The 22,103-nt window shown below is 65.9% G+C and carries 17 protein-coding genes and 3 tRNA genes; 8 read left to right on the top strand and 12 right to left on the bottom strand.

Annotated elements, in window-relative coordinates; all coding sequences use genetic code 11:
- Window positions 1-52: 52 nt before the first annotated feature.
- The 9 genes from RIL96_RS08280 to RIL96_RS08240 all read right to left on the bottom strand — a co-directional run bounded on the left by RIL96_RS08280 (window position 53) and on the right by RIL96_RS08240 (window position 9,254).
- On the bottom strand, window positions 53-1,318 hold the full coding sequence (locus RIL96_RS08280; RefSeq protein ID WP_310548542.1) for an ABC transporter ATP-binding protein: 1,266 nt from the start codon (window positions 1,316-1,318) through the stop codon (window positions 53-55).
- 105 nt (window positions 1,319-1,423) lie between these two features.
- Window positions 1,424-2,275, bottom strand: coding sequence for a carbohydrate ABC transporter permease (locus tag RIL96_RS08275; RefSeq protein WP_310548540.1), 852 nt, complete (start codon window positions 2,273-2,275; stop codon window positions 1,424-1,426).
- A complete protein-coding gene (locus RIL96_RS08270; RefSeq protein WP_310548589.1) occupies window positions 2,275-3,234 on the bottom strand; it encodes a carbohydrate ABC transporter permease in 960 nt (319 codons plus the stop codon). The genes RIL96_RS08275 and RIL96_RS08270 overlap by 1 nt, the downstream gene beginning before the upstream one ends.
- Window positions 3,235-3,260: 26 nt before the next feature.
- Window positions 3,261-4,571, bottom strand: a complete 1,311-nt coding sequence (locus RIL96_RS08265; RefSeq protein ID WP_310548539.1) for an extracellular solute-binding protein — start codon at window positions 4,569-4,571, stop codon at window positions 3,261-3,263.
- A gap of 161 nt (window positions 4,572-4,732) precedes the next feature.
- Window positions 4,733-6,025, bottom strand: coding sequence for an ATP-dependent Clp protease ATP-binding subunit ClpX (clpX, locus tag RIL96_RS08260; protein ID WP_310548538.1), 1,293 nt, complete (start codon window positions 6,023-6,025; stop codon window positions 4,733-4,735).
- Window positions 6,026-6,185: 160 nt separating this feature from the next.
- Window positions 6,186-6,827 (bottom strand): ATP-dependent Clp protease proteolytic subunit, encoded by a 642-nt coding sequence (locus RIL96_RS08255; protein WP_310548537.1) that lies wholly within the window; start codon window positions 6,825-6,827, stop codon window positions 6,186-6,188.
- A 50-nt stretch (window positions 6,828-6,877) separates the two neighbouring features.
- Entirely contained in the window at window positions 6,878-7,486 is a 609-nt protein-coding gene (locus RIL96_RS08250) for an ATP-dependent Clp protease proteolytic subunit (protein WP_310548536.1), read from the bottom strand.
- A 202-nt stretch (window positions 7,487-7,688) separates the two neighbouring features.
- Complete coding sequence (gene tig / locus RIL96_RS08245; protein ID WP_310548535.1) at window positions 7,689-9,116, bottom strand: trigger factor; 1,428 nt, start codon at window positions 9,114-9,116, stop codon at window positions 7,689-7,691.
- A gap of 64 nt (window positions 9,117-9,180) precedes the next feature.
- Window positions 9,181-9,254: transfer RNA gene (locus RIL96_RS08240), tRNA-Pro, on the bottom strand.
- 155 nt (window positions 9,255-9,409) lie between these two features.
- Here RIL96_RS08240 and RIL96_RS08235 point away from each other — a divergent pair.
- Both RIL96_RS08235 and RIL96_RS08230 read left to right on the top strand, forming a co-directional pair.
- Entirely contained in the window at window positions 9,410-9,670 is a 261-nt protein-coding gene (locus tag RIL96_RS08235) for a hypothetical protein (protein WP_310548534.1), read from the top strand.
- Between the two features lie 44 nt (window positions 9,671-9,714).
- The gene (locus tag RIL96_RS08230; protein ID WP_310548533.1) at window positions 9,715-10,275 is read left to right on the top strand and encodes a hypothetical protein; all 561 of its coding nucleotides are present in this window, start codon (window positions 9,715-9,717) and stop codon (window positions 10,273-10,275) included.
- Window positions 10,276-10,521: 246 nt separating this feature from the next.
- Here the strand turns inward: RIL96_RS08230 and RIL96_RS08225 are convergent.
- Window positions 10,522-10,597 (bottom strand) — tRNA-Lys (locus tag RIL96_RS08225).
- 243 nt (window positions 10,598-10,840) lie between these two features.
- Here RIL96_RS08225 and RIL96_RS08220 point away from each other — a divergent pair.
- From RIL96_RS08220 to RIL96_RS08195, 6 genes are all read left to right on the top strand, one after another.
- Window positions 10,841-12,502: an AbgT family transporter gene (locus RIL96_RS08220; protein WP_310548532.1), complete on the top strand. Its 1,662-nt coding sequence runs from the start codon at window positions 10,841-10,843 to the stop codon at window positions 12,500-12,502.
- Between the two features lie 119 nt (window positions 12,503-12,621).
- Window positions 12,622-13,089 carry a thioredoxin-dependent thiol peroxidase gene (gene bcp, locus RIL96_RS08215; RefSeq protein WP_310548531.1) on the top strand — a complete coding sequence of 156 codons (468 nt, stop codon included), beginning with the start codon at window positions 12,622-12,624 and terminating at the stop codon, window positions 13,087-13,089.
- Window positions 13,090-13,234: 145 nt separating this feature from the next.
- Window positions 13,235-13,318, top strand: a tRNA-Leu gene (locus RIL96_RS08210).
- A gap of 35 nt (window positions 13,319-13,353) precedes the next feature.
- Complete coding sequence (locus RIL96_RS08205; RefSeq protein WP_310548530.1) at window positions 13,354-14,994, top strand: ABC transporter substrate-binding protein; 1,641 nt, start codon at window positions 13,354-13,356, stop codon at window positions 14,992-14,994.
- A 217-nt stretch (window positions 14,995-15,211) separates the two neighbouring features.
- Window positions 15,212-16,708, top strand: coding sequence for a malate:quinone oxidoreductase (locus tag RIL96_RS08200; protein WP_310548529.1), 1,497 nt, complete (start codon window positions 15,212-15,214; stop codon window positions 16,706-16,708).
- A 5-nt stretch (window positions 16,709-16,713) separates the two neighbouring features.
- Window positions 16,714-17,508, top strand: a complete 795-nt coding sequence (locus tag RIL96_RS08195; protein WP_310548528.1) for an alpha/beta fold hydrolase — start codon at window positions 16,714-16,716, stop codon at window positions 17,506-17,508.
- Here the strand turns inward: RIL96_RS08195 and RIL96_RS08190 are convergent.
- Together RIL96_RS08190 and RIL96_RS08185 are read right to left on the bottom strand one after the other, a co-directional pair.
- Window positions 17,498-20,674, bottom strand: coding sequence for an AAA family ATPase (locus RIL96_RS08190; RefSeq protein WP_310548527.1), 3,177 nt, complete (start codon window positions 20,672-20,674; stop codon window positions 17,498-17,500). The two genes, RIL96_RS08195 and RIL96_RS08190, sit on opposite strands and share 11 nt — an antisense overlap.
- The gene (locus tag RIL96_RS08185) at window positions 20,671-22,017 is read right to left on the bottom strand and encodes an exonuclease SbcCD subunit D (protein WP_310548526.1); all 1,347 of its coding nucleotides are present in this window, start codon (window positions 22,015-22,017) and stop codon (window positions 20,671-20,673) included. Before RIL96_RS08185 ends, RIL96_RS08190 begins: the two co-directional genes overlap by 4 nt.
- Window positions 22,018-22,103: the final 86 nt, after the last annotated feature.

Here is a 22,103-nt window from a genome sequence, read left to right as displayed (position 1 = left end):
TCTGAGGCAGGAGGCCGCCGTCGGGCAGTCCTACGGCGCCGGTTCTGCGGTGTCAATTCTGCCCGGCGGCCTCCTGACCGCGGTGCTGAGCACGTTCAGCGTCACGGCGGCGTTCATCTGCTGCACGCCGCGTCAGCTCGGCACCGGCTTCGGGGTCATGGGTGAGGTTCTCCCCGGTTGCCGGATCGAAGAGGTGGATGCGGCTGACGTCCACCCAGATCGTCGCGCGATCACCACCGCGCAGCTGGGACTCCGGGGAGACGGCGATGACCAGCTCCGGGCGGGTCTCGTCGGCGTCCATGTCTTCGGCCAGTGACTGCAGTGTGTCCTCCACTCGCTTGTCCATCTCGTAGTGGACGTAGACGTACTGCTCATTGCCCAACCATTCGGTGTGCGAGATCTCCACCTCCAGCAGGCTGCCGCGGTCCCGCTTGGTGCCTTCCAGAGTCTCCGCGTCTTCGAAGAACTCCGGTCGGATCCCGGCGAGGACGATGTCTCGGCCCTGACCGGCCTGCTGATGACTGGCGGGGATGTCGAAGTCGCCCACCGGAGTGGAGAGCTTGCCGTCTTTGACGGTGGACGGAAGGAAGTTCATCGAGGGGGCACCGATGAACCCGGCGACGAAGAGGTTCGCCGGCTGTTCATAGAGCTCTCGAGGTGAGGCGATCTGCTGCAGCTCCCCCTTCTTCAGCACCGCAACCCGGTCCCCCAGCGTCATCGCTTCGACCTGGTCATGGGTGACGTAGACCGAGGTGGTGCCCAGACGCCGCTGCAGCTGAGAGATCTGGGTGCGCATCTGGCCGCGGAGCTTGGCGTCGAGGTTGGACAGCGGCTCGTCGAAGAGGAATGCCTTGGCCTCACGCACGATCGCCCGTCCCATGGCCACACGCTGGCGCTGACCACCCGAGAGGTTGCCGGGCTTGCGCTTGAGATGTTCGTTGAGCTCAAGCATCTCCGAGACGACGTTGACCTTGTCCGTGATCTCCTTCTTGGAGAACCGGCCCTTCTGCAGCCGCAGCGGGAACGCGATGTTCTCGAACACCGAGAGATGCGGGTACAGCGCGTAGTTCTGGAACACCATGGCCAGATCCCGCTCACGGGGTGCGATGTCATTGACCCGCTGGCCGTCGATGATCAGGTCGCCTTCGGTGATGTCCTCCAGCCCGACGATCATCCGCAGCAGCGTCGACTTCCCGCAGCCCGAGGGCCCGACCAGGATGACGAACTCGCCGTCCTCGATGTCGATGGAGACGTCGTTGACCGCCGGGTACCCGTCGGCGTATTTCTTCACGAGGTTCTTCAGAACGATGGATGCCATGCTGCGGGCCCTCTCATCTCTTCATCTCTGACCGGCCGTCCGGTGCGTGCGTGACGATGACAAGCTGCTGTGCGGCTGTACGGCCGCTGGTTCTACAGGGGTTCCTCATCCCTTCACCGCCCCCTGGGTCAGCCCCGAGACGATCTGGCGCTGGAAGAGGACGACGAGGATGATCACCGGGACGGTCACCACGATGGCGGCGGCTGAGATAGCACCGGCCGGCTCCTCGAACTGTGAGGCACCGGTGAAGAACGCCAGGGCGGCCGGGACCGGCCGAGCCGTCTCAGTGGAGGTCAGCGAGATGCCGTAGACGAAGTCGTTCCAGGCGATGAAGAACGCCAGGATGGCGGTGGTGAACACTCCCGGAGCGGCCAGCGGGACGATGGCCTTGCGGAAGGCCTGCCACTGGGTCGCGCCGTCGACCTGCGCGGCGGCTTCCAGCTCCCAGGGGATCTGCCGGAAGAAGGCCGAGAGCGTCCAGATCGACAGCGGAAGCGTCAGCGACAGGTACGGGATGATCAGACCGAGCCAGGTGTCATAGAGACCCACAGCGCGCCACAGGTTGAACAGCGGCGTCACCACGGAGATCACCGGGAAGATCGAGACCGCCAGCGCCGAAGCCAAAATGACCTTCTTGCCGGGGAAATCGAACCGAGCCACCGCATAGGCGCACAACGTGGCCAGCACCACGGCGATGGCCGTGGCGATGAGGGTGATGCCGATCGAGTTCCGCAGGGCGGTGAGGAAGAGCGTCTGCGCTCCTCCGACGAAGATCTCCTCGTAGTTCTGCCAGGTCCAGGTGGAGGGCAGCAGCGTATTGGAGGCGATGTCGCCGGGGGTCTTGAAACTGGTCATCAGAATCGAGAAGACCGGGAACAGCGCGTAGACCAAGGTGACGACGAAGAGCACCGCCCAGCCCGCTTTGATCTTGGTGGTGTTTCCTCCGGGAGCGGCCATCACTTCTCCTTCCCCGCGTCCTGGTGGTCCGTGCCGGAGGCCAGATCCACTTTGAAGCCCCAGACGGTGACCGCACAGATGAGCAGCACGCAGGCGAAGAGCACCACGGAGAGTGCCGAGCCCATGCCGATCTCCAATCGAGTGATCGAGGTGTCATACGCCAACATGGAGAGCACCTTGGTGCCGTGTTGACCCTGAGTCATGATGAAGACGTTGTCGAAGATGCGGAAGGCATCCAGCGCGCGGAACAGGACCGCGACCATGATGGCGGCCTTCATATGGGGGATCACCACCCGGGACATCTGTTGCCACCAGGTCGCCCCGTCGACTTTGGCGGCTTCGACCATCTCCTCGGGCACCTGCGCCAGTCCGGCCAACAGCAGCAGCGCGATGAAGGGGGTGGTCTTCCAGATCTCCGAGGCCATGATCACGGTGATGGCGGTGGCAAAGTTCGAGAACCAGTCGAGGTCGGAGTTGATCCCCGGCAGCCACCCGAACCACTCGTTGATGTAGCCGGTGTTGATGTCGAACATGTAGTACCAGGCGAAGGCCGAGACCACCGTGATGATCCCGTAGGGCACCAGGATCGCAGTGCGCAGAGTGCCGCGCAGGCCCCTCAGCGCCCGATGCATGATCAGCGCCAGGGCGAAGCCGAGGACGAGTTCGACGGCGACGGTGATCACTGTGACCAGTACGGTCACCGCGAAGGCTGACCAGAACACTCCGTCGCTGAAGATCGTCACGTAGTTGCCGAGGAAGACGAACTCTCGGGCATCCGGCTCGGTCAGGCGGTGCGAGAACAGCGATTCGTAGACCGCCTGGGCGATCGGATACGCCGTCACCGAGAGCATGATGAGGAACGCCGGGCCCGCCATCAGCCATCCGAGCCGGGCCTCAGCGCGTGCCCGGGCGGACTTCTTGGGCCGGACACTCTCCTCACCGGCTTCGAGGATGCGCATCTTCTGTGTCTCTGTACTGAGCTTGCTCACAGCAGCCGCTCCCCTCTGAGGACCTGCTTGACGTAGTCGTCTGTGGACTCCGGGGTGCGCTCCGGGTTCACACTCGAGAGCGGGGTGTAACGCTCCTGGATGATCTGGGAGATGTCCGAGTAATAGGGCGTCTGCGGCCTCGGCGCGGCGGCGTCCAGCGACTCGGCGATGACATCTGCCATCGGGTAGGTCTCTTGGACCTGCTCATCCTCAAAAGCCTCCGCCGAGGAGGGCGGGTTGCCGTTGGTGATGAAGTACTCGACCTGGTTCTCCGGGGAGACGATGCACTCCACCGCATCCCAGGCCAGGTCCGGGTGCTCCGAGTCGGCCCCGACGCCGAGGTTGATGCCGCCGAGGGGAGGGGCCGATTCAGTGTCTTCGTCGACTCGTGGATACTGGGCCCAGGCGATGTCATCGAGCACCTCTTGATCCACGGTGCCGTCCTCGACGGAAGCCTGCGTCGCCGTCCAGATGAAGGGCCAGTTGACCATGAAGGAGCCGTTGTCGCCCTGGAAGAGGAACATCGACTGGTTCTCGTCCATCGCAGAGACACCCGGACCGCCGAGCCCCTCCTCCCCGATGGTGCTCATGATCTCAGCCGCCTTGGCCCCGGCTTCGGAATCCAGCGCGGTCTCCATCTCATCGGAGCTCAGCGTGGGATCGGGCAGGATCTGCTCGCCCTGAGACTCGTAGAGGGCGTTGAGCCAGACAGTGGCCGATTCTGCCTGGATGCCCTGGATGCCCAGCAGCGTGTCGGTATCCTCGGCGGCAGCGATGAGCTCATCCCAGGTCACCGGCTGGTCCATATCCAACCCAGCTTCTTCGGCCACCGATTCCCGGTACCAGAGGATCTGGGTGTTCGCCCAGAAGGGGACCGAGACGAGTTCGTCATCCCACATCGCACCGGCCAGCGCGCCGTCGAGCGTGTCCTCAGTCGTGGCGTCAGCGACGTCATCGGGAACCGGTGCCAGGAAGTCCGGCTCAGCGAACTCCGGGATGAAGGGCGGGTCCAGGCTCATGATGTCCAGTGATGAGTCTCCGGCGGCCAGACGGCGTGCCAGCTGCTCCCGTTGTGAAGGCGCATCCTGGGGCAGCAGGGAGGTCTGGATCCGGTAGTCGCCGTCGGCCTCTTCGGAGCACTTCTCGGCGATGGCGGCCTGGCCGCCGTCGTCCGGGTTGATATACCAGGTCAGCACCGGAGGGCCGTCATCGGTTCCGCAGGCGCTGAGCAGCAGCCCGGCGGCTACGGCGGTTCCGAGGACGGCGCTGCTGCGCCGTCGGAACCCGTGGGACCGTGTTCTTCCCATGCGTCCACCCTCTCCGGCACCGGCCGGTGATGCCGGTGCCCCGCCTCATCTTCGCAGCGAGTGACTATCGTCACGATTCGAGTGGACTCACTCTATAGGAGAGACGGGCTCTGCACCTAAGCAGGCATGCTGTGGCGCACAGAAAACCGCAGTTCAGCGGCTCAGGCAGACTTCTTGCGCAGCTTCTTCGCCTCAGTGCGGCTGAGCATCTCCGGCTCGGCACCGTCACGGACCACCTCGGCAGTGATGGTCACCTGGGCGATGTCATCACGGCCGGGCAGCTCGAACATGATGGGATGCAGCACACCTTCAAGGATGGAACGCAGTCCACGCGCCCCGGTCCCCCGCGCTTCAGCCTGCTCGACGACGGCCTGCAGCGCACCCTCATCGAATTCGAGATCCACACCATCCAGGGCAAAGATCTTCTGGTACTGCTTCAGCAGCGCATTGCGCGGTTCGGTGAGGATCTTGACCAGGGCGTCCTGATCGAGATCCTCGACGGTGGCCACAACCGGCAGCCGGCCAATGAACTCAGGAATCAAGCCGAATTTGTGGAGGTCCTCCGGCTCGACGTCGGCATAGCTGACCTCAGCCCGGCTGATCGTATTCAGCGGAGCACCGAAACCGATCCCCTTGCGCCCGGCGCGCGAGCCGATGATCTCCTCCAAACCGGCGAAGGCACCGGCCACGATGAAGAGCACATTGGAGGTGTCGATCTGCATGAACTCCTGTTGCGGATGCTTCCGCCCGCCCTGCGGGGGCACCGAGGCCACAGTACCCTCCAGGATCTTCAGCAGCGCCTGCTGAACGCCCTCGCCGGAGACGTCCCGAGTGATGGAGGGGTTCTCCGACTTCCGGGAGATCTTGTCGATCTCGTCGATGTAGATGATGCCCTGCTCGGCCTTCTTGATGTCGCCGTCGGCGGCCTGGATCAGCTTCAGCAGGATGTTCTCGACGTCCTCGCCCACATAGCCGGCCTCAGTCAACGAGGTGGCATCGGCGACGACGAAGGGCACCTGCAGCTTCCTGGCCAGCGACTGGGCGAGGTAGGTCTTGCCGGAACCGGTGGGACCGATCATCAGGATGTTGGATTTGCCGATCTCGACGTCATCCAGCGGCCCCTTCTCCAAGGAAGTGGTCTTCGCCGCCGAGCCCGTGGCTTGGATGCGCTTGTAGTGGTTGTGCACGGCGACGGCCAGCAGACGTTTCGCCTTGTCCTGCCCCACCACGTATTCGTCCAGGAAGGACGCGATCTCCCGGGGGGTGGGCAGCTCGAAGTCATCGGGCTCCTGGACCTCGTTGAGGTACTCCTCGATGATCTCGTTGCACAGCTCGATGCACTCATCACAGATGTACACTCCGGGACCTGCGATGAGCTTATAGCGGACCTGCTTCTGGCTCTTGCCGCAGAAAGAACATTTGAGCAGATCTGCGCTCTCACCAATGCGTGCCATGCGTGCTTTTCTCCTCAGGCAGACGGACTCGGCGTCTTGTGCGGGACCACTCCAGAGTACTCCAGGGGTATGACACAGAGACGGCGTCGACGCCGGAGAGTTACCGACGTCGACGCCGCACCGGACCCGCAGAGCGGGCCTCTCATCGTGTCACAGACCCTCAGACGGGCAGCTTGCGCGAGTTCAGCACCTCATCGACCAGGCCGTACTCCTCGGCCTGTGCGGCCGAGAGGAACTTATCGCGGTCGATGTCGTCGCTGATCTCCTGTGGAGTCTTCTTGGTGTGCTCGGCGAGGATCTGCTCCATCCACTGGCGGATGCGCAGCACCTCGTCAGCCTGGATCTGCAGGTCTGTGGCCGTCCCGCGCTGGCCACCCATGGCCGGCTGGTGGATCAGCACCCGAGCGTTGGGCAGTGCCAGGCGCTTGCCCGGAGTTCCGGCGGCCAGCAGCACAGCAGCCGCCGAGGCGGCCTGGCCCAGGCAGACGGTCTGCACATGGGGGCGGATGAACTGCATCGTGTCATAGATGGCGGTCATCGCGGTGAAGGAACCGCCGGGAGAGTTGATGTAGAGGGTGATGTCCCGCTCGGAGTCCATCGACTCCAGCACCAGCAGCTGGGCCATGATGTCATCGGCGGAAGCATCATCGACCTGGCTGCCGAGGAAGACGATCCGGTCCTCGAAGAGCTTCGCGTAGGGGTCCTGACGCTTGAAGCCGTAGGGGGTGCGCTCCTCGAACTGCGGGAGGATGTAGCGGGCCGAAGGCATCTCCGGCGCGGTCTGAGAGGGGTCGAAATGCATGGATTCAGCTCCTGTGGTCCTGTGGGCGTCGTCTCGCTGGCCGGGGATCATCAGACGCCCCCGCCGCCGGAGACGGCGGAGGAGCGCTCGGCGATCTTGTCGAAGAAGCCGTATTCCAGGCCCTCCTCAGCGGTGAACCACTTGTCACGGGCGTTGTCGTTGAGGATGGTCTCGAGGTCCTGCCCGGTCTGCTCAGCGGTCAGCTCGGCCATGACCTGCTTCATGTGCTGGATCAGCTGTGCCTGGATCCGCACATCCGACTCGGTGCCGCCGATACCGCCGGAGGGCTGGTGCATCAGGATACGGGCGTGCGGGGTGGCGAAGCGCTTGCCCGGCGTGCCGGAGGAGAGCAGGAACTGCCCCATCGAGGCCGCCAGCCCGGTGGCCACGGTGACGACGTCGTTCGGGATGAACTTCATCGTGTCGTAGATGGCCATACCGGCGGTCACCGAACCGCCCGGTGAGTTGATGTACAGGTAGATGTCCCGCTCAGGGTCTTCGGCGGAGAGCAGCAGCATCTGCGAGCAGATCGCATTGGCGTTGTCGTCACGGACCTCCGAACCCAGCCAGATGATCCGCTCCTTCAGGAGCCTGTTGTAGATGTAGTCCTCGCGCGACGCCGGATCCACCGTCGTCATGCTGGGCTGGTTATCCGTCATGGAAGTTCCTCCACTCACGTGTACTGAGGTCCGCGGTTCTGTCACGACATTACTGTGTGAGGCCGTGATGATCAGGGCGAGACCGGCACTGTTCGCTGTTGGCGCAGGGTGGGTGAGGACTCGGCAGAGACGAGCGGGGCCGGGATCGCTGATCACGATCCCGGCCCCGCCTCATCATGCGCTGCTCAGCTGCGCACAGGGGTCACTTGTGCTCGTCGGCGTCCTGCTCCGGAGCCTCGGCTTCGGCCATCTCGGCCTCCTGCGCCTCGACGGACTCTTCGGCCTGCTCCTCGGCAACGCCCTCGGCGTCCGCACCCTCAGCGTCCTCGTCATCACCCTCGGGGGTGACGAAGCTGGAGAGGTCGACGTCGTTGCCGTCGGTGTCCTTGACCACGGCCAGTTCGAGGACCTTGGCCAGCGCCTTGCGGCGGCGGACCTCGCCCATGATCATCGGCACCTGACCGGCCTGGTCGAGCATCTGGGCGAACTGGTTGGGCTCCATACCGTACTGGGAGGCGGTGGAGACGATGTACTCGATCAGCTCGTTCTGATCGACGCCGATCTCCTCACGCTCAGCGACCAGGTCCAACACGATCTCGTTGCGGAACGCCTCGCGGGTCTGCTCCTCGATCTCCGAGCGGTGCTCGTCGGTGTCGTGGTCGTCACCGGCGTTGTGCCCGCCCTGGGAGAAGTGCTGCTCCACCTGGGATTCCACGACCGACTCCGGAACCGGGACCTCGACGAGGCTGAGCAGCTTCTCGAGCACCTTGTCTCGAGCTTCGACGCCCTGCTCGACGACGACCTCCTCTTCGGCCTTCGAGCGCAGGTCCTCCATGAGCTCGTCGATGGTGTCGAACTCGGAGGCCATCTGGGCGAACTCGTCGTCGGCCTCGGGCAGCTCACGCTCCTTGACACCCTGCAGGGTGATCTTCACCGAGGCGGCCTCACCGGAGTGCTCGCCGCCGCTGAGCGTGGTCTCGAAAGTCGCGTCCTCGCCGGCGGAGAGACCCTCCAGAGCCTCATCGATGCCCTCCAGCATGGTCCCAGCGCCGACCTGGTAGGACAGGCCCTCGGCGGAGTCCACCTGCTCGTCGTCGATAGTGGCAACCAGGTCGATGGAGACGAAGTCGTCCTTCGCCGCCGGACGCTCGACGTCGACGAGGGTGCCGAAGCGGCCGCGGAGCTCATCGAGCTGCTTCTGCACGGCCTCGTCGTCGGCGGTGCGGGACTCGACCTCGACCTCGAGGCCGGAGTACTCGGGCAGCTCCACCTCGGGCTTGATGTCCAGCTCGCCGGAGAAGCGCAGCACGCCCTCGTTGGTCTTCGGGTCCGGGATCTCGTCGACCTCGACCTCGGGACGGGACAGCGGCTCGACCTCGGCCTCGGCCAGGCCCTGCTGGTAGAACTCCTGCAGACCGTCGTTGATGGCAGTCTGGATGACGTACTCGCGGCCGATCCGCTGGTCGATGATCGGGGCCGGCACCTTGCCCTTGCGGAAGCCGGGCACCTGAACCTGCTCCGCGATGGACTTATAGGCGGCCTTGATCTTCGGCTCCAGCTCCTCGGCAGACACCTCGACCGTGAGCTTGACTCGAGTCGGGTTCAGATTTTCGACGGTGCTCTTGACCACGTAGGGCTCCTGAATAGGGAAAGACGACTGATCTGTTGTGCCGCGGACCGATAGGCGGCCGCAGTCGGGGTGACAGGATTTGAACCTGCGACCTCACGCTCCCAAAGCGCGCGCGCTACCAAACTGCGCCACACCCCGTTCCGGCATCTGCGAGGATGCCGGTTCCTGCCGCACGGCACGGACTGGGCCACAATACCGTGAGGGGTCGGTCACCGACGAATCCCCGCGAGTGAGGACGGCTCGCCGGTGCGATGCGCCGAGCCCCTTACGGTGCTGCGATGATGGGGAAGCAGATGAGCACTACTCAGCACCTCACCCCTGAACAGGCTGCGAAGCGGTTCGAAGAAAGCATCGACGTCAACCCCGCGCAGTCCCGTACACCCGCCGCCACCGCGAAGATACGCGCTGCGGTCCACCTGGGCGATCGCGCCCAGCAAGAGGTGGACCAGGCGGTGATCGACGCCCGGCATCGAGGCATCACTTGGCTGGAGATCGGAATCGCCCTGGGAGTCAGCCCCCAGGCCGCACAGAAGAAGTACCACCACCGCGTGTAGGACCCGAGGAACCATGAAAGGAGACGGTCATCATCACGCGCACCATGCTGACCACCGCATCGCTGGCCCTGCTCGCACTGCTGAGCAGCGGATGTACCACTGACTCCGAGGACTCATCAGACAGCACTTCGGAGGCTGAGGACACCCCACCCGGCCAGGGCTCCTCCGCCGAGGGTCTCTCCGGCCACGAACAGGAGCAACTCCAGAAGGAAGAAGAAGCGGAATATCACGACGGGGTCTACACCGTGGAGCGCACCGAGGACCGAGAGGACGTCGAGCACCTGACCTGGTGGCCGACGGAATACACCGACGACGAACTCAACGATCGCCAGACTCGACTTCCCAACGGCCGAGACGAGCACCTCGAGGGTGAGTTCGACGTCGCCGCGATACTCGCCGATGGAGAGAGCGGCTCGGCACCAGCCCAGCAGGCCAACCGGGACTGCGCCGAGGCATGGGACGGCACCCGGGCGATGTGGCTGCGACCGTCACCGGACGGCGAGCTCACCGATTACACCACCGGCGCCCAGGCCGGACCGACATGCTTCCATGAAGGCGCCGACGGAGTCTCCGACCCCGACCACCGCCTGATCGGCACGATCTGACAGACCCCACACACCACCGTGCGCACACTCATCGCACCCGCCGAAGGAGGCGCCCTCGCGTGGACTCCGGAGACCACTACAGGTGAGGACTGGCTGTGCCTGAACTTCGACCAAGAAGTCCGCGCCTAGGCCGCCGAAATCAAAGCCTCGCAGTGACCACGCCCCAGACAGGTGAGCCCCTTCAGCACATCACCGGTGTTAACGACGAAACCCCGCCTCCTGGTGTGGAGACGGGGTCACCTGATGTGGTGGGCCCCCCGGGACTCGAACCCGGAACCTATTGATTAAGAGTCAAGTGCTCTGCCAGTTGAGCTAGAGGCCCATCGGAAAATGCCGCACGCTCAGCGCAACGACAGATCACTCTAGCACCGGCGACCAGGGGTCACAACTCAGATCACCCCGTCAGCAGGCTGTTGTGGCAGAGATCATGTGCCGCGCCTCCCCCAGCCTCACGCACCCACACCGAGGACACACCGAGGGAGCGGCGAACCCAGCGTGACGTAGACTGCCTCCTCACAGACGGGCATAACCAGCCCGCGGAGGAACCCTGGGGAGTACCGCACCGATGAGCAGAACACCGGATGAGCGCGACGAGCACCTGACGTCTGAGACCGGATCGTCGCGCCTGACCGAGGCAGAGAGCACGGAGGCAGACACCACGAAGGACCGGACAGCAGACAGCGCACCCAACGGCCAGCATCGCCGTCGCGGCCTCCTGCAGGGTTTCCTCGACCTCGTCGAGTTCGCCGGCAATAAGCTGCCCCATCCGGCGACCCTCTTCGCCCTGTTGGCGGTGTTCGTCGTCGTCCTCTCCTGGCTGCTCTCGCAGCTGGGCGTGAGTGCGGAGGACCCCCTCGAGGGTGGTCGCATCGAGGTGTTCAACCTCCTCTCCGCCGAGGGCGTGGAATGGATGTTCACCTCTGCGGTGGACAACTTCATCGGCTTCGCCCCGCTGGGCGTGGTGCTGGCGACCATGCTCGGCATCGGTATGGCGGAGCAGTCGGGGCTGATCGGCACGCTGCTGCGGTCCTTCATCCTCTCGGTGCCGAAGTTCCTGGTCACCGCCGGCATCGTGTTCGCCGGAGTGATGTCCTCGGTGGCCTCCGACGCCGGGTACGTGGTGCTGCCTCCCCTGGCGGCCATCCTCTTCGTCGCGCTGGGGCGGCATCCCTTGGCCGGGATCGCCGCCGCATTCGCCGGTGTCTCCGCGGGCTTCAGCGCGAATCTGCTGCTCTCGGGCACCGACGTCATGCTCGGCGAGCTGACCATCGAGGCCGCCGCGACGGTCAACCCCGAGTACGCCGACGGGATGAACCTAGCGATGAACTACTGGTTCATCATCGCCTCGACGTTCCTGCTCACCGTGGTCGGCACCCTGGTCAGCCAGTTCATCGTCGAACCGCGCTTGGGCCGCTGGACCGGTTCCGGGGTGATCGAGGACGGGGAGGATGCGGTGACGATCACTCGCCTGGAGAAGAAGGGCATGATCGCCGCCGGTATCTCCCTGGTGGTCACGCTGGCGCTGCTGGCGCTGCTGATCGTCCCGGAGAACGGACTGCTGCGCGGAGAGGGCGGGGAGGTCATCCAGTCCCCGTTCATGGACTCGTTGGTGGTGGTGATCATCATCGCGTTCTTCATCCCCGGCCTGGTCTACGGCATCACCACCAAGGTCATCCGCAACGACACGGACGTCGTGGACCAGCTCTCCAAGACGCTGGCCGGAATGGCGGTGTTCCTGGTCCTGGCCTTCACCGCAGGCCAGTTCATCGCCTACTTCGCCGAGTCCAACCTCGGCCTGCTGCTCTCCGTGGTCGGCGCAGACTTCCTCGACTCGATCAACCTCACCGGCGTCCCGCTGATCCTGGCGCTGATCCTCTTCGTGTCCCTGGTCAACCTGTTCGTCGGCTCGGCCTCGGCGAAGTGGGCCATGCTCGCACCGGTGATGGTGCCGATCATGATGCAGCTGGGCATCTCCCCGGAGTTCACCCAGGCGGCCTACCGCGTGGCTGACTCCTCGACGAACATCCTCTCCCCGCTGATGACCTACTTCGCCCTGATCATCGCCGTGGCGCAGAAGTACGACCGCCGAATCGGCATCGGCTCGCTGGTCGCCACGATGCTGCCGTATTCGGTGGCGTTCGTCCTGGCCTGGACGGCGATGACGATGGGGTGGATGTGGCTCGATCTGCCGCTGGGGCCGGACTCCCCGGTCTACTACCAGCCATAACACCGATGAGTCAGCTTCCCGCCCCCGACGGCCGCCCAGGCCCTACAGTGGAACAGGTACCCAGGACTCAGCACAGCACTCACCCCAGGGAACAGGACCCGACGCAAGGAGCCACCAGCATGAACGCACGTCTCGAGACCGGCGATGCCGCGCCGGATTTCTCCCTCCAGGACGCGACCGGACGCAGCGTCACCCTCAGCGGTCTGCGCGGACAGAAGGTGATCGTCTACTTCTACCCCAAGGCAGCCACCCCCGGGTGCACAACTCAGGCCTGTGACTTCCGCGATTCGCTGGACTCCCTGCACGCCGCCGGATATACCGTGCTCGGTATCTCCCCCGACCCGGTGGCCAAACTCGAGAAGTTCACCCAGGATGAGGGCCTGACCTTCCCGCTGCTCAGCGACGAGGACCACGCCGTCGCGGAGTCCTACGGCGCCTGGGGCGAGAAGAAGAACTACGGCCGCGTCACCGAAGAACTCATCCGCTCCACTGTGGTGGTCGATGAGAACGGTGCCGTGGAACTGGCGCAGTACAACGTCAAGGCCACCGGTCACGTGGCTCGGCTGCGTCAGAAGCTCGGTGCCTGATCCCATCCCGTGACACCGCTGTGTGTCAGCCGGGGCCGATATCGTGAGATCACGCCTCCGGGTGCTGCACTGGGCGAAAGTCCCGACGAAACACCCGATGCCCTGCGGTAGACTGGTGTGCCGCGCCGCAGAGCTGCGGCCTGGAGCGGGCGTGGCGGAATTGGTAGACGCGCTGGATTTAGGTTCCAGTGTCTTTGACGTGGGGGTTCAAGTCCCCCCGCCCGCACCACAGATCACCGGCCCCACCTCGGCGCAGGAGCCCGCATGAGCGAACCGATGACCCGCAGGACGATGCTGGGCGTCAGCTCCGCCGTCGGGCTCGGCGCGGTGACCACAATGACGCTACCGGGACAGCCGACGAACGGCACCGTCCTAGCTTCCGATGACGCGGAGCAGGACCCTCCTTTAGTCATCGCAGGGGTCTCGGCACCGACCTCTCTGGACCCGGCTCTCTCCGTGGACACCGAGACCGAGCGGGTCTGCCGGCAGATCTTCGAGACCCTGCTCGGCGTGGACCGGGACACCGGTTCCACGGCCCCTCTGCTGGCCGAGGAGTGGGACGTCTCGGACGACGGTCTGCGCTACACCTTCACCCTGCGCGACGGGGTCCTCTTCCACGACGGCACCACCTGCGACGCCGCCGCCGTGGTGGCCAACATCGAGCGATGGGGACGCCTGGACCAGCTCTACGGACAGGGCAACATCGAACGCTCCCCCACCCTTGCCTTCGTCTCCGTCTTCGGCGGGTTCCTCGACGATCCGGCCTGCATGATGGACTCTGTAGAGGCCGAGGACGAGCGCACCGTCATCCTGACGCTGAACGAACCGATCGTCTATCTGCCTCAGGCGCTGACGATGCCCGCCTTCAGCATCGCCTCCCCCGAGGTCCTCTCCGATACTGACCCGGGGCTCGTCTCCCGCCGCCCAGTGGGCACCGGAGCCTACCGATGGATGCCCAGCGAGGACAGCGAAGGGTCGGAGATCGCACTCGAGGCGTTCGAGGACTACTGGGACGGCGCACCGGAGATCTCCCGCGTCGAGGTCCGCGCACTGCCCCGGTCCTTCGACCGGCTGCGTGAGCTGCAGCGCGGGCGTCTCGACGTCTACGACTACATCACCGCAGACAATCTGCGCCCATTGGTCCAGTCCGGGCGGCTGATCCTGCAACGTGATCCGTTCTCCGTGCTCTACATCGGTTTCAACCTCAACCACCCGGTGCTCGACGACCTCCGCATGCGCCAGGCGGTAGCCCACGCCATCGATCGCACCCCGTTGGTGGATCGGTTCTTCCTCGACGGCACGCGCACCGCCCACCAGTTCACCCCGCCGGCGCTTGGCGTCCAGTCCGAGGCGGTGGAGCGTTACGGCTATGACCCGACCGAGGCCGAGCAGCTGCTCGAGGAGGCCGGCTACGACGGCGAGCCGCTGCGGTTCTACTATCCGATGCACGCCACCCGCAGCTATCTGCCACGGCCGGAAGCCATCTACGCGGCCATCGCCGCAGATCTCACCGCCGCGGGTCTGGTCATCGAACCGAAACCGGTGGCCTGGGAGGACGACTACCTGGAGACGTTGCTCAACGATGACGCCCGTGCGCTGCATCTGCTGGGACGCAACGGCGGATACCGTTCCGCGAACTCGTTCCTCGGCCCTCTCTTCGGGCGCCAGACCGAGGAGTTCAACTACGACTCCGCCACGGTGCGCCGGCTGATCGACCGGGCACGGAGAACTTCCTCGGAGGAACGGCGTACGGAGCTCTACCGAGAGATCGCCGAGCATGTCTCTGAGGACCTACCAGCCCTGCCCGTGGCCTATCCGATCTCCGGACTGGCCCTGGGCCGTGAGATCTCCGACTACCCGATGTCTCCGGTGCTGCACGAGCTCTTCCGAGATATCCGCCGCTGACTGAGGACCGCACCAGGATGTGTCGGTGTGGCCGGGGTGCGCAGGGTGACCGGTGGGGCGCGGTGTGACCGGGAGCGGCGTGCGCTGGCGCCTCGCGGCGGTGCGGCAGCACCGCCATGAGTGATTTCATCGGCCCTTACGGGCAGGGGTAGAGTCATGACGTGGTCGCCGGCATCCAGAGGCGGCCCCTGAGCGAGAACTAGGCAAGGAGATCCCTGTGGCCGACGCATCCTCGAACACTGACGGGCACCGCTACGACGTCGTCCTCATCGGCGGCGGCATCATGTCGGCCACCCTCGGCGCAATGCTCCAGGAGCTGGAACCGGACTGGTCGGTGGGGCTCTTCGAGACGCTGGACCAGGCGGGCGAGGAATCCTCGGACCCGTGGAACAACGCCGGCACCGGACACGCAGCCCTGTGCGAGCTGAACTACACACCGCGAGGTGCGGACGGCACGATCTCCACCGTCAAAGCCCAGGGCATCAACGAGCAGTTCCACGTCTCGCGTCAGCTGTGGTCGCACTGGGTGGAGCAGAAGACCCTGGGCTCCCCGCGCAGCTTCATCAACGCTCTCCCCCACATCTCCTTCGTCTGGGGCGAGAAGAACACGGCCTACCTGCGGGACCGCTACGAGGCGATGCGCACCCAGCCGCTCTTCGCCGACATCGAGCACAGTGAAGACCTCGAGACCATCGCCGAATGGGCACCGCTGCTCACCGAGGGCCGAGATGACAGCCAGCCGGTGGCCGCCTCGAAGTTCCAGGCCGGCACCGATGTCGACTTCGGCGCCCTGACCCGCCAGCTGATCCGCTACTTGGGCGAGGCCGGCACGGACCTGCACTTCAACCATGAGGTCTCCGGGCTGCGCCGCGGCGGCGACGGACGCTGGGACGTCTCCGTGAAGAACAAGTCCACCGGTGAGAAACGCCGGGTCTCGGCGCGGTTCGTCTTCGTCGGGGCCGGTGGCGGGGCGCTGGGTCTGCTGCAGTCCTCCGGCATCCCCCAGATCCGCGGCTTCGGCGGCTTCCCCGTCTCCGGGAAGTTCCTGCGGACCACGGACCCGGCAGTGGCCCAGCGGCACCACGCCAAGGTCTACGGACTGGCCTCGGTCGGGGCACCGCCGATGTCGGTGCCGCATCTGGACACCCGGTTCGTCGAGGGGCGGCGCACACTGATGTTCGGCCCCTACGCCGGTTTCTCCACCAACTTCCTCAAGAACGGCTCCCTGACCGACCTGCCGTTCTCCGTACGGCCGCACAACCTGTTGCCGATGATGCAGGTCGGGGCCCACAACACGGACCTGGTGACCTACCTGCTCAAGGAGATCACAAAGTCGCAGAAGCAGAAGATGGAAGCCCTGCATGAGTTCTACCCGCAGGCCGATGCTGACGAGTGGGAGATGATCACCGCCGGTCAGCGCGTCCAGGTCATGAAGAAGGACGACAAGGGCAAGGGTGTGCTGCAGTTCGGCACTGAACTGGTCACCGGCGCCGACGGCACCATCGCCGGCCTGCTCGGCGCCTCCCCGGGCGCCTCCACTGCGCCGTCGATCATGCTGCGACTGCTGGAACGGTGCTTCCCCGCTCAGATCTCCGGCTGGACCCCCCGGCTGCGCGAGATGGTCCCCTCCTACGGGCACGTCCTCAACGACGAGCCAGCCCTGCTCGACGAGGTCGCAGCAGCCACACGCCGGTCCCTGCAGCTCGACGTCTGAGTTCGATGCCCGCTCTCCAGGGCTCCCGCACCCAGCCTGAGGCCCGTACCTCGCGACGCACCGCCGGTGGTCTCACGCTGCACACCTGGCAGCACCGCACGCCGCAGGCTCCACCGGTGGTGCTGGTGCACGGGTTCGGCTCCTCCACTCAGTACAACTGGGTCAAGACCGGGTGGATCGCCCCACTGATGGGCACTCAACGCAGTGTGCTCTGCGTCGACCTGCCCGGCCATGGGGACTCCGGTGATGTTGATCCACGTGGTCTGCGCAGCGAGGACCTCACCGCTGAGCTGGCGGATCAGCTGGATGATCTGGGCCCGGTCGAGCTCCACGGCTATTCCTTGGGCTCCCGACTCTGCTGGGAGCTCGCCGCCGCCCGGCCGGAACTGATCTCGACCCTGGTCATGGGCGGCGCTCCCGCCACCGACCGCATCGGCGCCCTGGACGCCCAGCAGGCTCGCCGGTGGTACCGCACCGGCGAGCTGCCCACCCATGAGATGACCCGGGCAGTGATCCCCACCGCCGCCGCGCTGCCCGGCCAGCACGTGCCCCACGCGGTGGAGCTGCTGCTGAGCCTCGCCGAGGAGCCTTATGCCCCGTCCGCCTCGGTCCCCGGTTCTCCGACGTTGGTGGTCGCCGGAGAACAGGACCGAATCGCCGCCGACGCTGCGGAGCTGACCGATCTTCTCCGCGGCGCGGGCACCGTCTCGGAGTTCGTCTCGGTGCCGGACCGCAACCACGTCAACGTGCTGACCTCCCAGGTGTATAAGCGTTCTGTGGTGGAGTTTCTCAGCCGCTGACCGGCAGGACCGCTCGCGTAGTGGAGCCGCCGGGACCACTGTCGATCCGCAGCTGGGTCGGGATCGCCCGGTGCATCTCGGTGACGTGGCTGACCACCCCCACCCGACGGCCCTCGCCCTGCAGCCGGTGCAGGGCACTCATCACATGTTCAAGGGTTTCCTCGTCCAGAGAGCCGAACCCCTCGTCGATGAACAGGCTGTCCAACCCGATGCCACCGGCTTCAGACTGGACCACTTCGGCCAGGCCCAGGGCCATCGCCAGGGAAGCCATGAACGTCTCTCCACCGGAGAGTGAAGAGGTGGGACGTTCAACATCGCTGTGCTCATCGTGGACCTTCAGCTCCAGTCCCAACCGGCCACGCCCTGATTCGGTGTCATCATGACTGAGCCGGTACCGCCCGTCCGACATGGTCTGGAGGTGCCGAGTCGCCGCCTCGGCGACCCGTTCCAACCGGGCCGCGAGCACGTAGCTGGTCAGTGTCATGCTGCGGGTGTTTTCCGGTCCGGTCCCGTTGAGTGTGGCTGCCAGCTCCGCCCGCAGACGCTGATCCTCGGCCAGCTGCTGCTGGGCGGTGAGACTGCTGCGCAGTTGGGAGGCCGTGCGCTGCACGGCGGTGCGGAGTCGGTCGAAGGCGTGCCGATCCATCCGGGCCGCCTCATGATCTTGGCGTCGGGCCTCTGCTGCTTCCTGTGCCTCCGTCACGGCCGCGGCTCCGGGATCGGGCGTTCCCTCGGCTGTGAGCCGTTCTCCGGTGAGGACCTCTGGGGACTGGGCGCGGTCCTGTAGGCGTTGGGTCTGCCTATCGTAGGCCTGGACGCGATCGGTGCGGCGCGCCAGTTCCTCGGGGTCGAGGCGGGCGGCCTCAGCCTGCTGGTGATCTGAGAAACGAGACTCGGCGAGCCGCTCGGCCGCGGTCCGCTCGGCGTCGAGGCGCCGGGACTCGGCATCCTCAGCGGCTCGTCGGGCGTGCTGGGCCTGCGTGAGAGTCTCCCGCAGGCTCTCCAGGGCACGCAGCCGATCGGTGACGGTGGGGTGGCTGCCGCGAAGCTCAGTGAGCGTCTCGGCGATCGACTCGATCCGGGTGCGGGTGTCCTGACGTTCTCGCTCCAGCGATGCGGTGCGGTGAGTGAGCTCCAGCGTTCGACGTTCCCTCTCATACAGCTCAGTGCGAGCCTGGGTGAGTCGCTCACGTCGGTCTCGGAGCTGGTGCCGGTGCGCGGTGATCTGCTCATCGTGCACCCGTGCCGCTGCGAGTCCGTCCTTGACGACGTCGATGTCACCGGAGGCCTCGGCCTCCTGCAGGCCCGGGACTTCCCCCTCAGCTGCAACGCGCGGCCCAGGCTCAGCAGATGTGCCGTCATCGGCCGCCTCGAGTGCAGCTTCGAGTTCGGTCAGCCGGGAGCGCACCGCCTGCTCTGCGGCGTGCCGACGTGCCGATTCCTCCTGTGCGCTGCGGCGCAGGTCCGAGGCCTCTTCGACCTGCTCCGCGGTGATCTCCTCAGCTTCCGGGGACGCTGGTTCCGGATGGTCGCGGGACCCGCACACCGCACAGCGCTCTCCGTCCTCGAGGTCGGCGGCAAGCCGCGAGGCCACACCTGCCAGGTGGACTCGGAGACGACGGCGATGCTCCTGCTCGGCCGCCTGAACTGTGGCGGTCTGTTCACGGGCGGCCGCCTCGGCCCGCTCCAGCTCGAGAAGCTGCTCATCTCGCCGCTCGATCAGCTCCGCACGCCGGACCAGGTGCTCGATACGGCGCCGCAGCCTCGCCTGGTCGGCTTCGAAAGGCCCGTCCTCGAGCGGTTCAACCTCCAGGCTCGAGACCTCGTCCCGCAGCGCCTGTGCCGCGCTCGTGACCTCCTGCACCTGGTTGTTCATCGCCTCACACTGGGTGACGAGCTGCCCCTCCTCGCGCTGCAGCGTGCTCTGCTGCGCCTCGAGCTCCTGGGCCCGCTGCGCTCCCAGCCGCCCGCGCAGCTCGACCAGCGCAGTCAAGGCCTCATCGAACCCCTGTCCCTCATCAGCAGCAGACTCCCAGGTGATGTCCTGCTGCGCGCGAAGACGAGCCTGAGCCTCCTCCTCGGCCCGGGTCGAGGCCTCGCGCCGCTGGTCTCGGAGGCGTGCGAGCCGGATGACCTCATCGAACCAGCGGGAGAGCTCTTCGGCCTCGGCGTGGGCCTGGACCGCCGTGCGGTCCTGCTCGACCTGCTCCCGAGCTCCCTCATGCGCTGCGCTGTGCTGACGGTATTGCTCCCACGCGGTCAGGCAGCGGTGCTGCTCCGCTCGTTCAGCGGCATGGACTTCGGCCTCACGCTTCCTCACCGCGGCCTGCTCTTCGACCGCGATCACCTGTTCGGCACGCTCGGCGGCACGCTTGTCCACCACGTCCAGAAGATCGACGCCCGAGTGTTCCTGAAGCTCGGCATCGAAGGTGGCAGCCGGCGGTTCCTCGTCTCCGGTCTCCTCACCCTCCGGGCTCGGCGGCTCGGTACTGGCCAGGAGCTCCTGGGCGGCCGCGCGCAGCATCGACGTCTGCTCGGTGATCCGGGTGCCGAGCTCCTCATCACGGCGTCGGTAGTCCTTGGCGTCCTCAGCCAGCCGCCATTGCAGATCCTGATAGATGCGGGTGTCGAATAGCTTCTGAAGCACCTCTTGTTTCTCCAGGCTGCTCGCGTGGAGGAACTCGGCGAATTCGCCCTGAGGCAGCAGGATGACCTTCGTGAACTGCGCCATCGATAACGGCATCAGCTGCCGGATCTCCGCGGCGGCACCTTGGATGTTGTCGCTGACAGGCACGAGGTCTTCTCCCTCACGACGGCTCAGCAGCAGTTTGGCGTTCTCCCGGACAGTTCCCGTGCCGCGCTTCTTGGGACGGTCGAAAGCCGCCCGCCGACGGATGTTCCACCGGACCTGCCCGAGGGTGAACTCCAACTCCACCCAAGGCTCCCGATCCGCCGGAGCATGCGTAGACTTCATGCCCGCAGTCCTCCGGTGCCCGGGGACCTCCCCGTACAAGGCGAAGGTGATGGCGTCCAGAACGGTGGTCTTACCGGCGCCGGTCCGGCCGTGCAGCAGAAACAGACCATCAGCGCCCAAGGCATCGAAGTCGATGATCTCAGTACCAGGGAAGGGGCCGACGGCGGTCAGCCGCAGCGTGTGGAACCTCATCGTGCCGCCTCCCTGCTCAGTGCGGAGTCCGTGTCGGAGGCCGTGGACCCGCTCTGTTCCGTTGGTGAGGTCTGATCCGTCAGCGAGGTCTCATCCGTCGTCTCTGCCGGATCTGCTGACTCGGCAGGGCCACTGGCTCCCGCCGCACGGACGGAATCCAGCGCCTCGGTGATGAGCCGGGTCTCTGCCTCATCCGCCGCCCGAGTGCGCACATGATCGAGGAACCCGGCGACCACCTCTGAGTCCGTGCGGGCACGTTCCACGGCCTGGGAATAGGTGCGATGGACACGGTCAAGAGGGCTGCGATGCCGGAACACCGCCAGGTGAGGATAGGCCTCCTTCACCCGCTGGTGAGCCCGGACCGGCCGCTCGTCGTCGATGAGTGTCACCTGTACATGGGACTGCGCATGCTCAGCGACTCTCTCCGGAGCGAGGACCTCCTCGATTGTTCCCTCCAGCACGGCCATCGGCCGGCCCAGACGCCAATCCACGGCCGAGACCGTCATTGCCGCCCCGCAGGACTCACCGGACCCGGTCTCCCCGAGCCATGCGCCCTTAGCCTGGTGCACCTCGGAGAAGGAGAGCCGCAGCGGGGAGCCGCTGTACCGCACCGTCTCGCTCAGACGCTGGCGCCCATGCAGATGTCCCAGGGCCACGTAGTCGAATCCCTCGAAGAGCTCCAGCGGGACCACGGCCAATCCCCCGGCGCTGCCCTCGCTGTGCTCAAGACGCTCCCCGGCCACAGCCTCGGCTCCGATGATCCGTTCCGAATCCGAGCCGACACCGTGGGCGGCGAACAGATGCGCCATGAGGATGGTCCGCGGTCTCGCGCCCCCGGCACAGCGTGCCGCGAGATCCTGACGAATCCGGCGGACCACCTCACCGATCACCGCCGTATGGTGGGCCTGTTCCAGCCCCAGCAGCGGAGCGGTCAGCGTCGGCTCCAGATAGGGGATCCCGTAGATCAGCAGAGGCACGCCGTCGGAATCGGTGAGCTCCACGGGTGCCCAGGCATCCTCGAGCCGGGTCCGCAGGTGCAGGCCCGCCTGAGCCATCAGCCCCGCACCGAATCCGAGCCGCTGGGCGGAATCATGGTTCCCCGAGGTCACCACGACCTCGGTGCCCAGACGCACCAATCGGGTCAGGCATTCCTCAAGCAGCCGCACCGCCCATTCAGGGGGCAGGGCACGGTCATAGACGTCTCCGGAGATGAGCACGAGTTCCACGCCCTGCTCCTGGACCTCACGGCAGACTGCCTCCACCGTCTGCCGGTGGGCCTCCTCAAGGGAGGCGCCGTGGAAGCCGCGGCCGAAATGCCAGTCCGATGTGTGCAACCAACGCATGGTGACACGCTACCGGGGAGCACTGACATCGACGTGCGACCGCCGAAGATGCCGCGGACACCGGGCGCAGCTCATGACGGGTGCTC

Origin of the sequence: Nesterenkonia aerolata (assembly GCF_031470965.1) — a bacterium.
Lineage (GTDB): Bacteria > Actinomycetota > Actinomycetes > Actinomycetales > Micrococcaceae > Nesterenkonia > Nesterenkonia aerolata.
Note: the sequence above shows the minus strand (reverse complement) of the source record. Positions and strands in the feature narration are given on the sequence as shown.

Excerpts from the sequence above, each read along its gene's own strand:
- RIL96_RS08230 (WP_310548533.1), top strand. The coding sequence starts at position 9,715 with ATGCTGACCACCGCATCGCTGGCCCTGCTCGCACTGCTGAGCAGCGGA.
- clpX (WP_310548538.1), bottom strand. The coding sequence starts at position 6,025 with ATGGCACGCATTGGTGAGAGCGCAGATCTGCTCAAATGTTCTTTCTGC.
- RIL96_RS08255 (WP_310548537.1), bottom strand. The coding sequence starts at position 6,827 with ATGCATTTCGACCCCTCTCAGACCGCGCCGGAGATGCCTTCGGCCCGC.
- bcp (WP_310548531.1), top strand. The coding sequence starts at position 12,622 with ATGAACGCACGTCTCGAGACCGGCGATGCCGCGCCGGATTTCTCCCTC.
- RIL96_RS08205 (WP_310548530.1), top strand. The coding sequence starts at position 13,354 with ATGAGCGAACCGATGACCCGCAGGACGATGCTGGGCGTCAGCTCCGCC.
- RIL96_RS08275 (WP_310548540.1), bottom strand. The coding sequence starts at position 2,275 with ATGGCCGCTCCCGGAGGAAACACCACCAAGATCAAAGCGGGCTGGGCG.
- RIL96_RS08280 (WP_310548542.1), bottom strand. The coding sequence starts at position 1,318 with ATGGCATCCATCGTTCTGAAGAACCTCGTGAAGAAATACGCCGACGGG.
- RIL96_RS08220 (WP_310548532.1), top strand. The coding sequence starts at position 10,841 with ATGAGCAGAACACCGGATGAGCGCGACGAGCACCTGACGTCTGAGACC.
- RIL96_RS08185 (WP_310548526.1), bottom strand. The coding sequence starts at position 22,017 with ATGCGTTGGTTGCACACATCGGACTGGCATTTCGGCCGCGGCTTCCAC.
- RIL96_RS08270 (WP_310548589.1), bottom strand. The coding sequence starts at position 3,234 with ATGCGCATCCTCGAAGCCGGTGAGGAGAGTGTCCGGCCCAAGAAGTCC.
- RIL96_RS08190 (WP_310548527.1), bottom strand. The coding sequence starts at position 20,674 with ATGAGGTTCCACACGCTGCGGCTGACCGCCGTCGGCCCCTTCCCTGGT.
- RIL96_RS08195 (WP_310548528.1), top strand. The coding sequence starts at position 16,714 with ATGCCCGCTCTCCAGGGCTCCCGCACCCAGCCTGAGGCCCGTACCTCG.
- RIL96_RS08265 (WP_310548539.1), bottom strand. The coding sequence starts at position 4,571 with ATGGGAAGAACACGGTCCCACGGGTTCCGACGGCGCAGCAGCGCCGTC.
- RIL96_RS08250 (WP_310548536.1), bottom strand. The coding sequence starts at position 7,486 with ATGACGGATAACCAGCCCAGCATGACGACGGTGGATCCGGCGTCGCGC.
- RIL96_RS08235 (WP_310548534.1), top strand. The coding sequence starts at position 9,410 with ATGAGCACTACTCAGCACCTCACCCCTGAACAGGCTGCGAAGCGGTTC.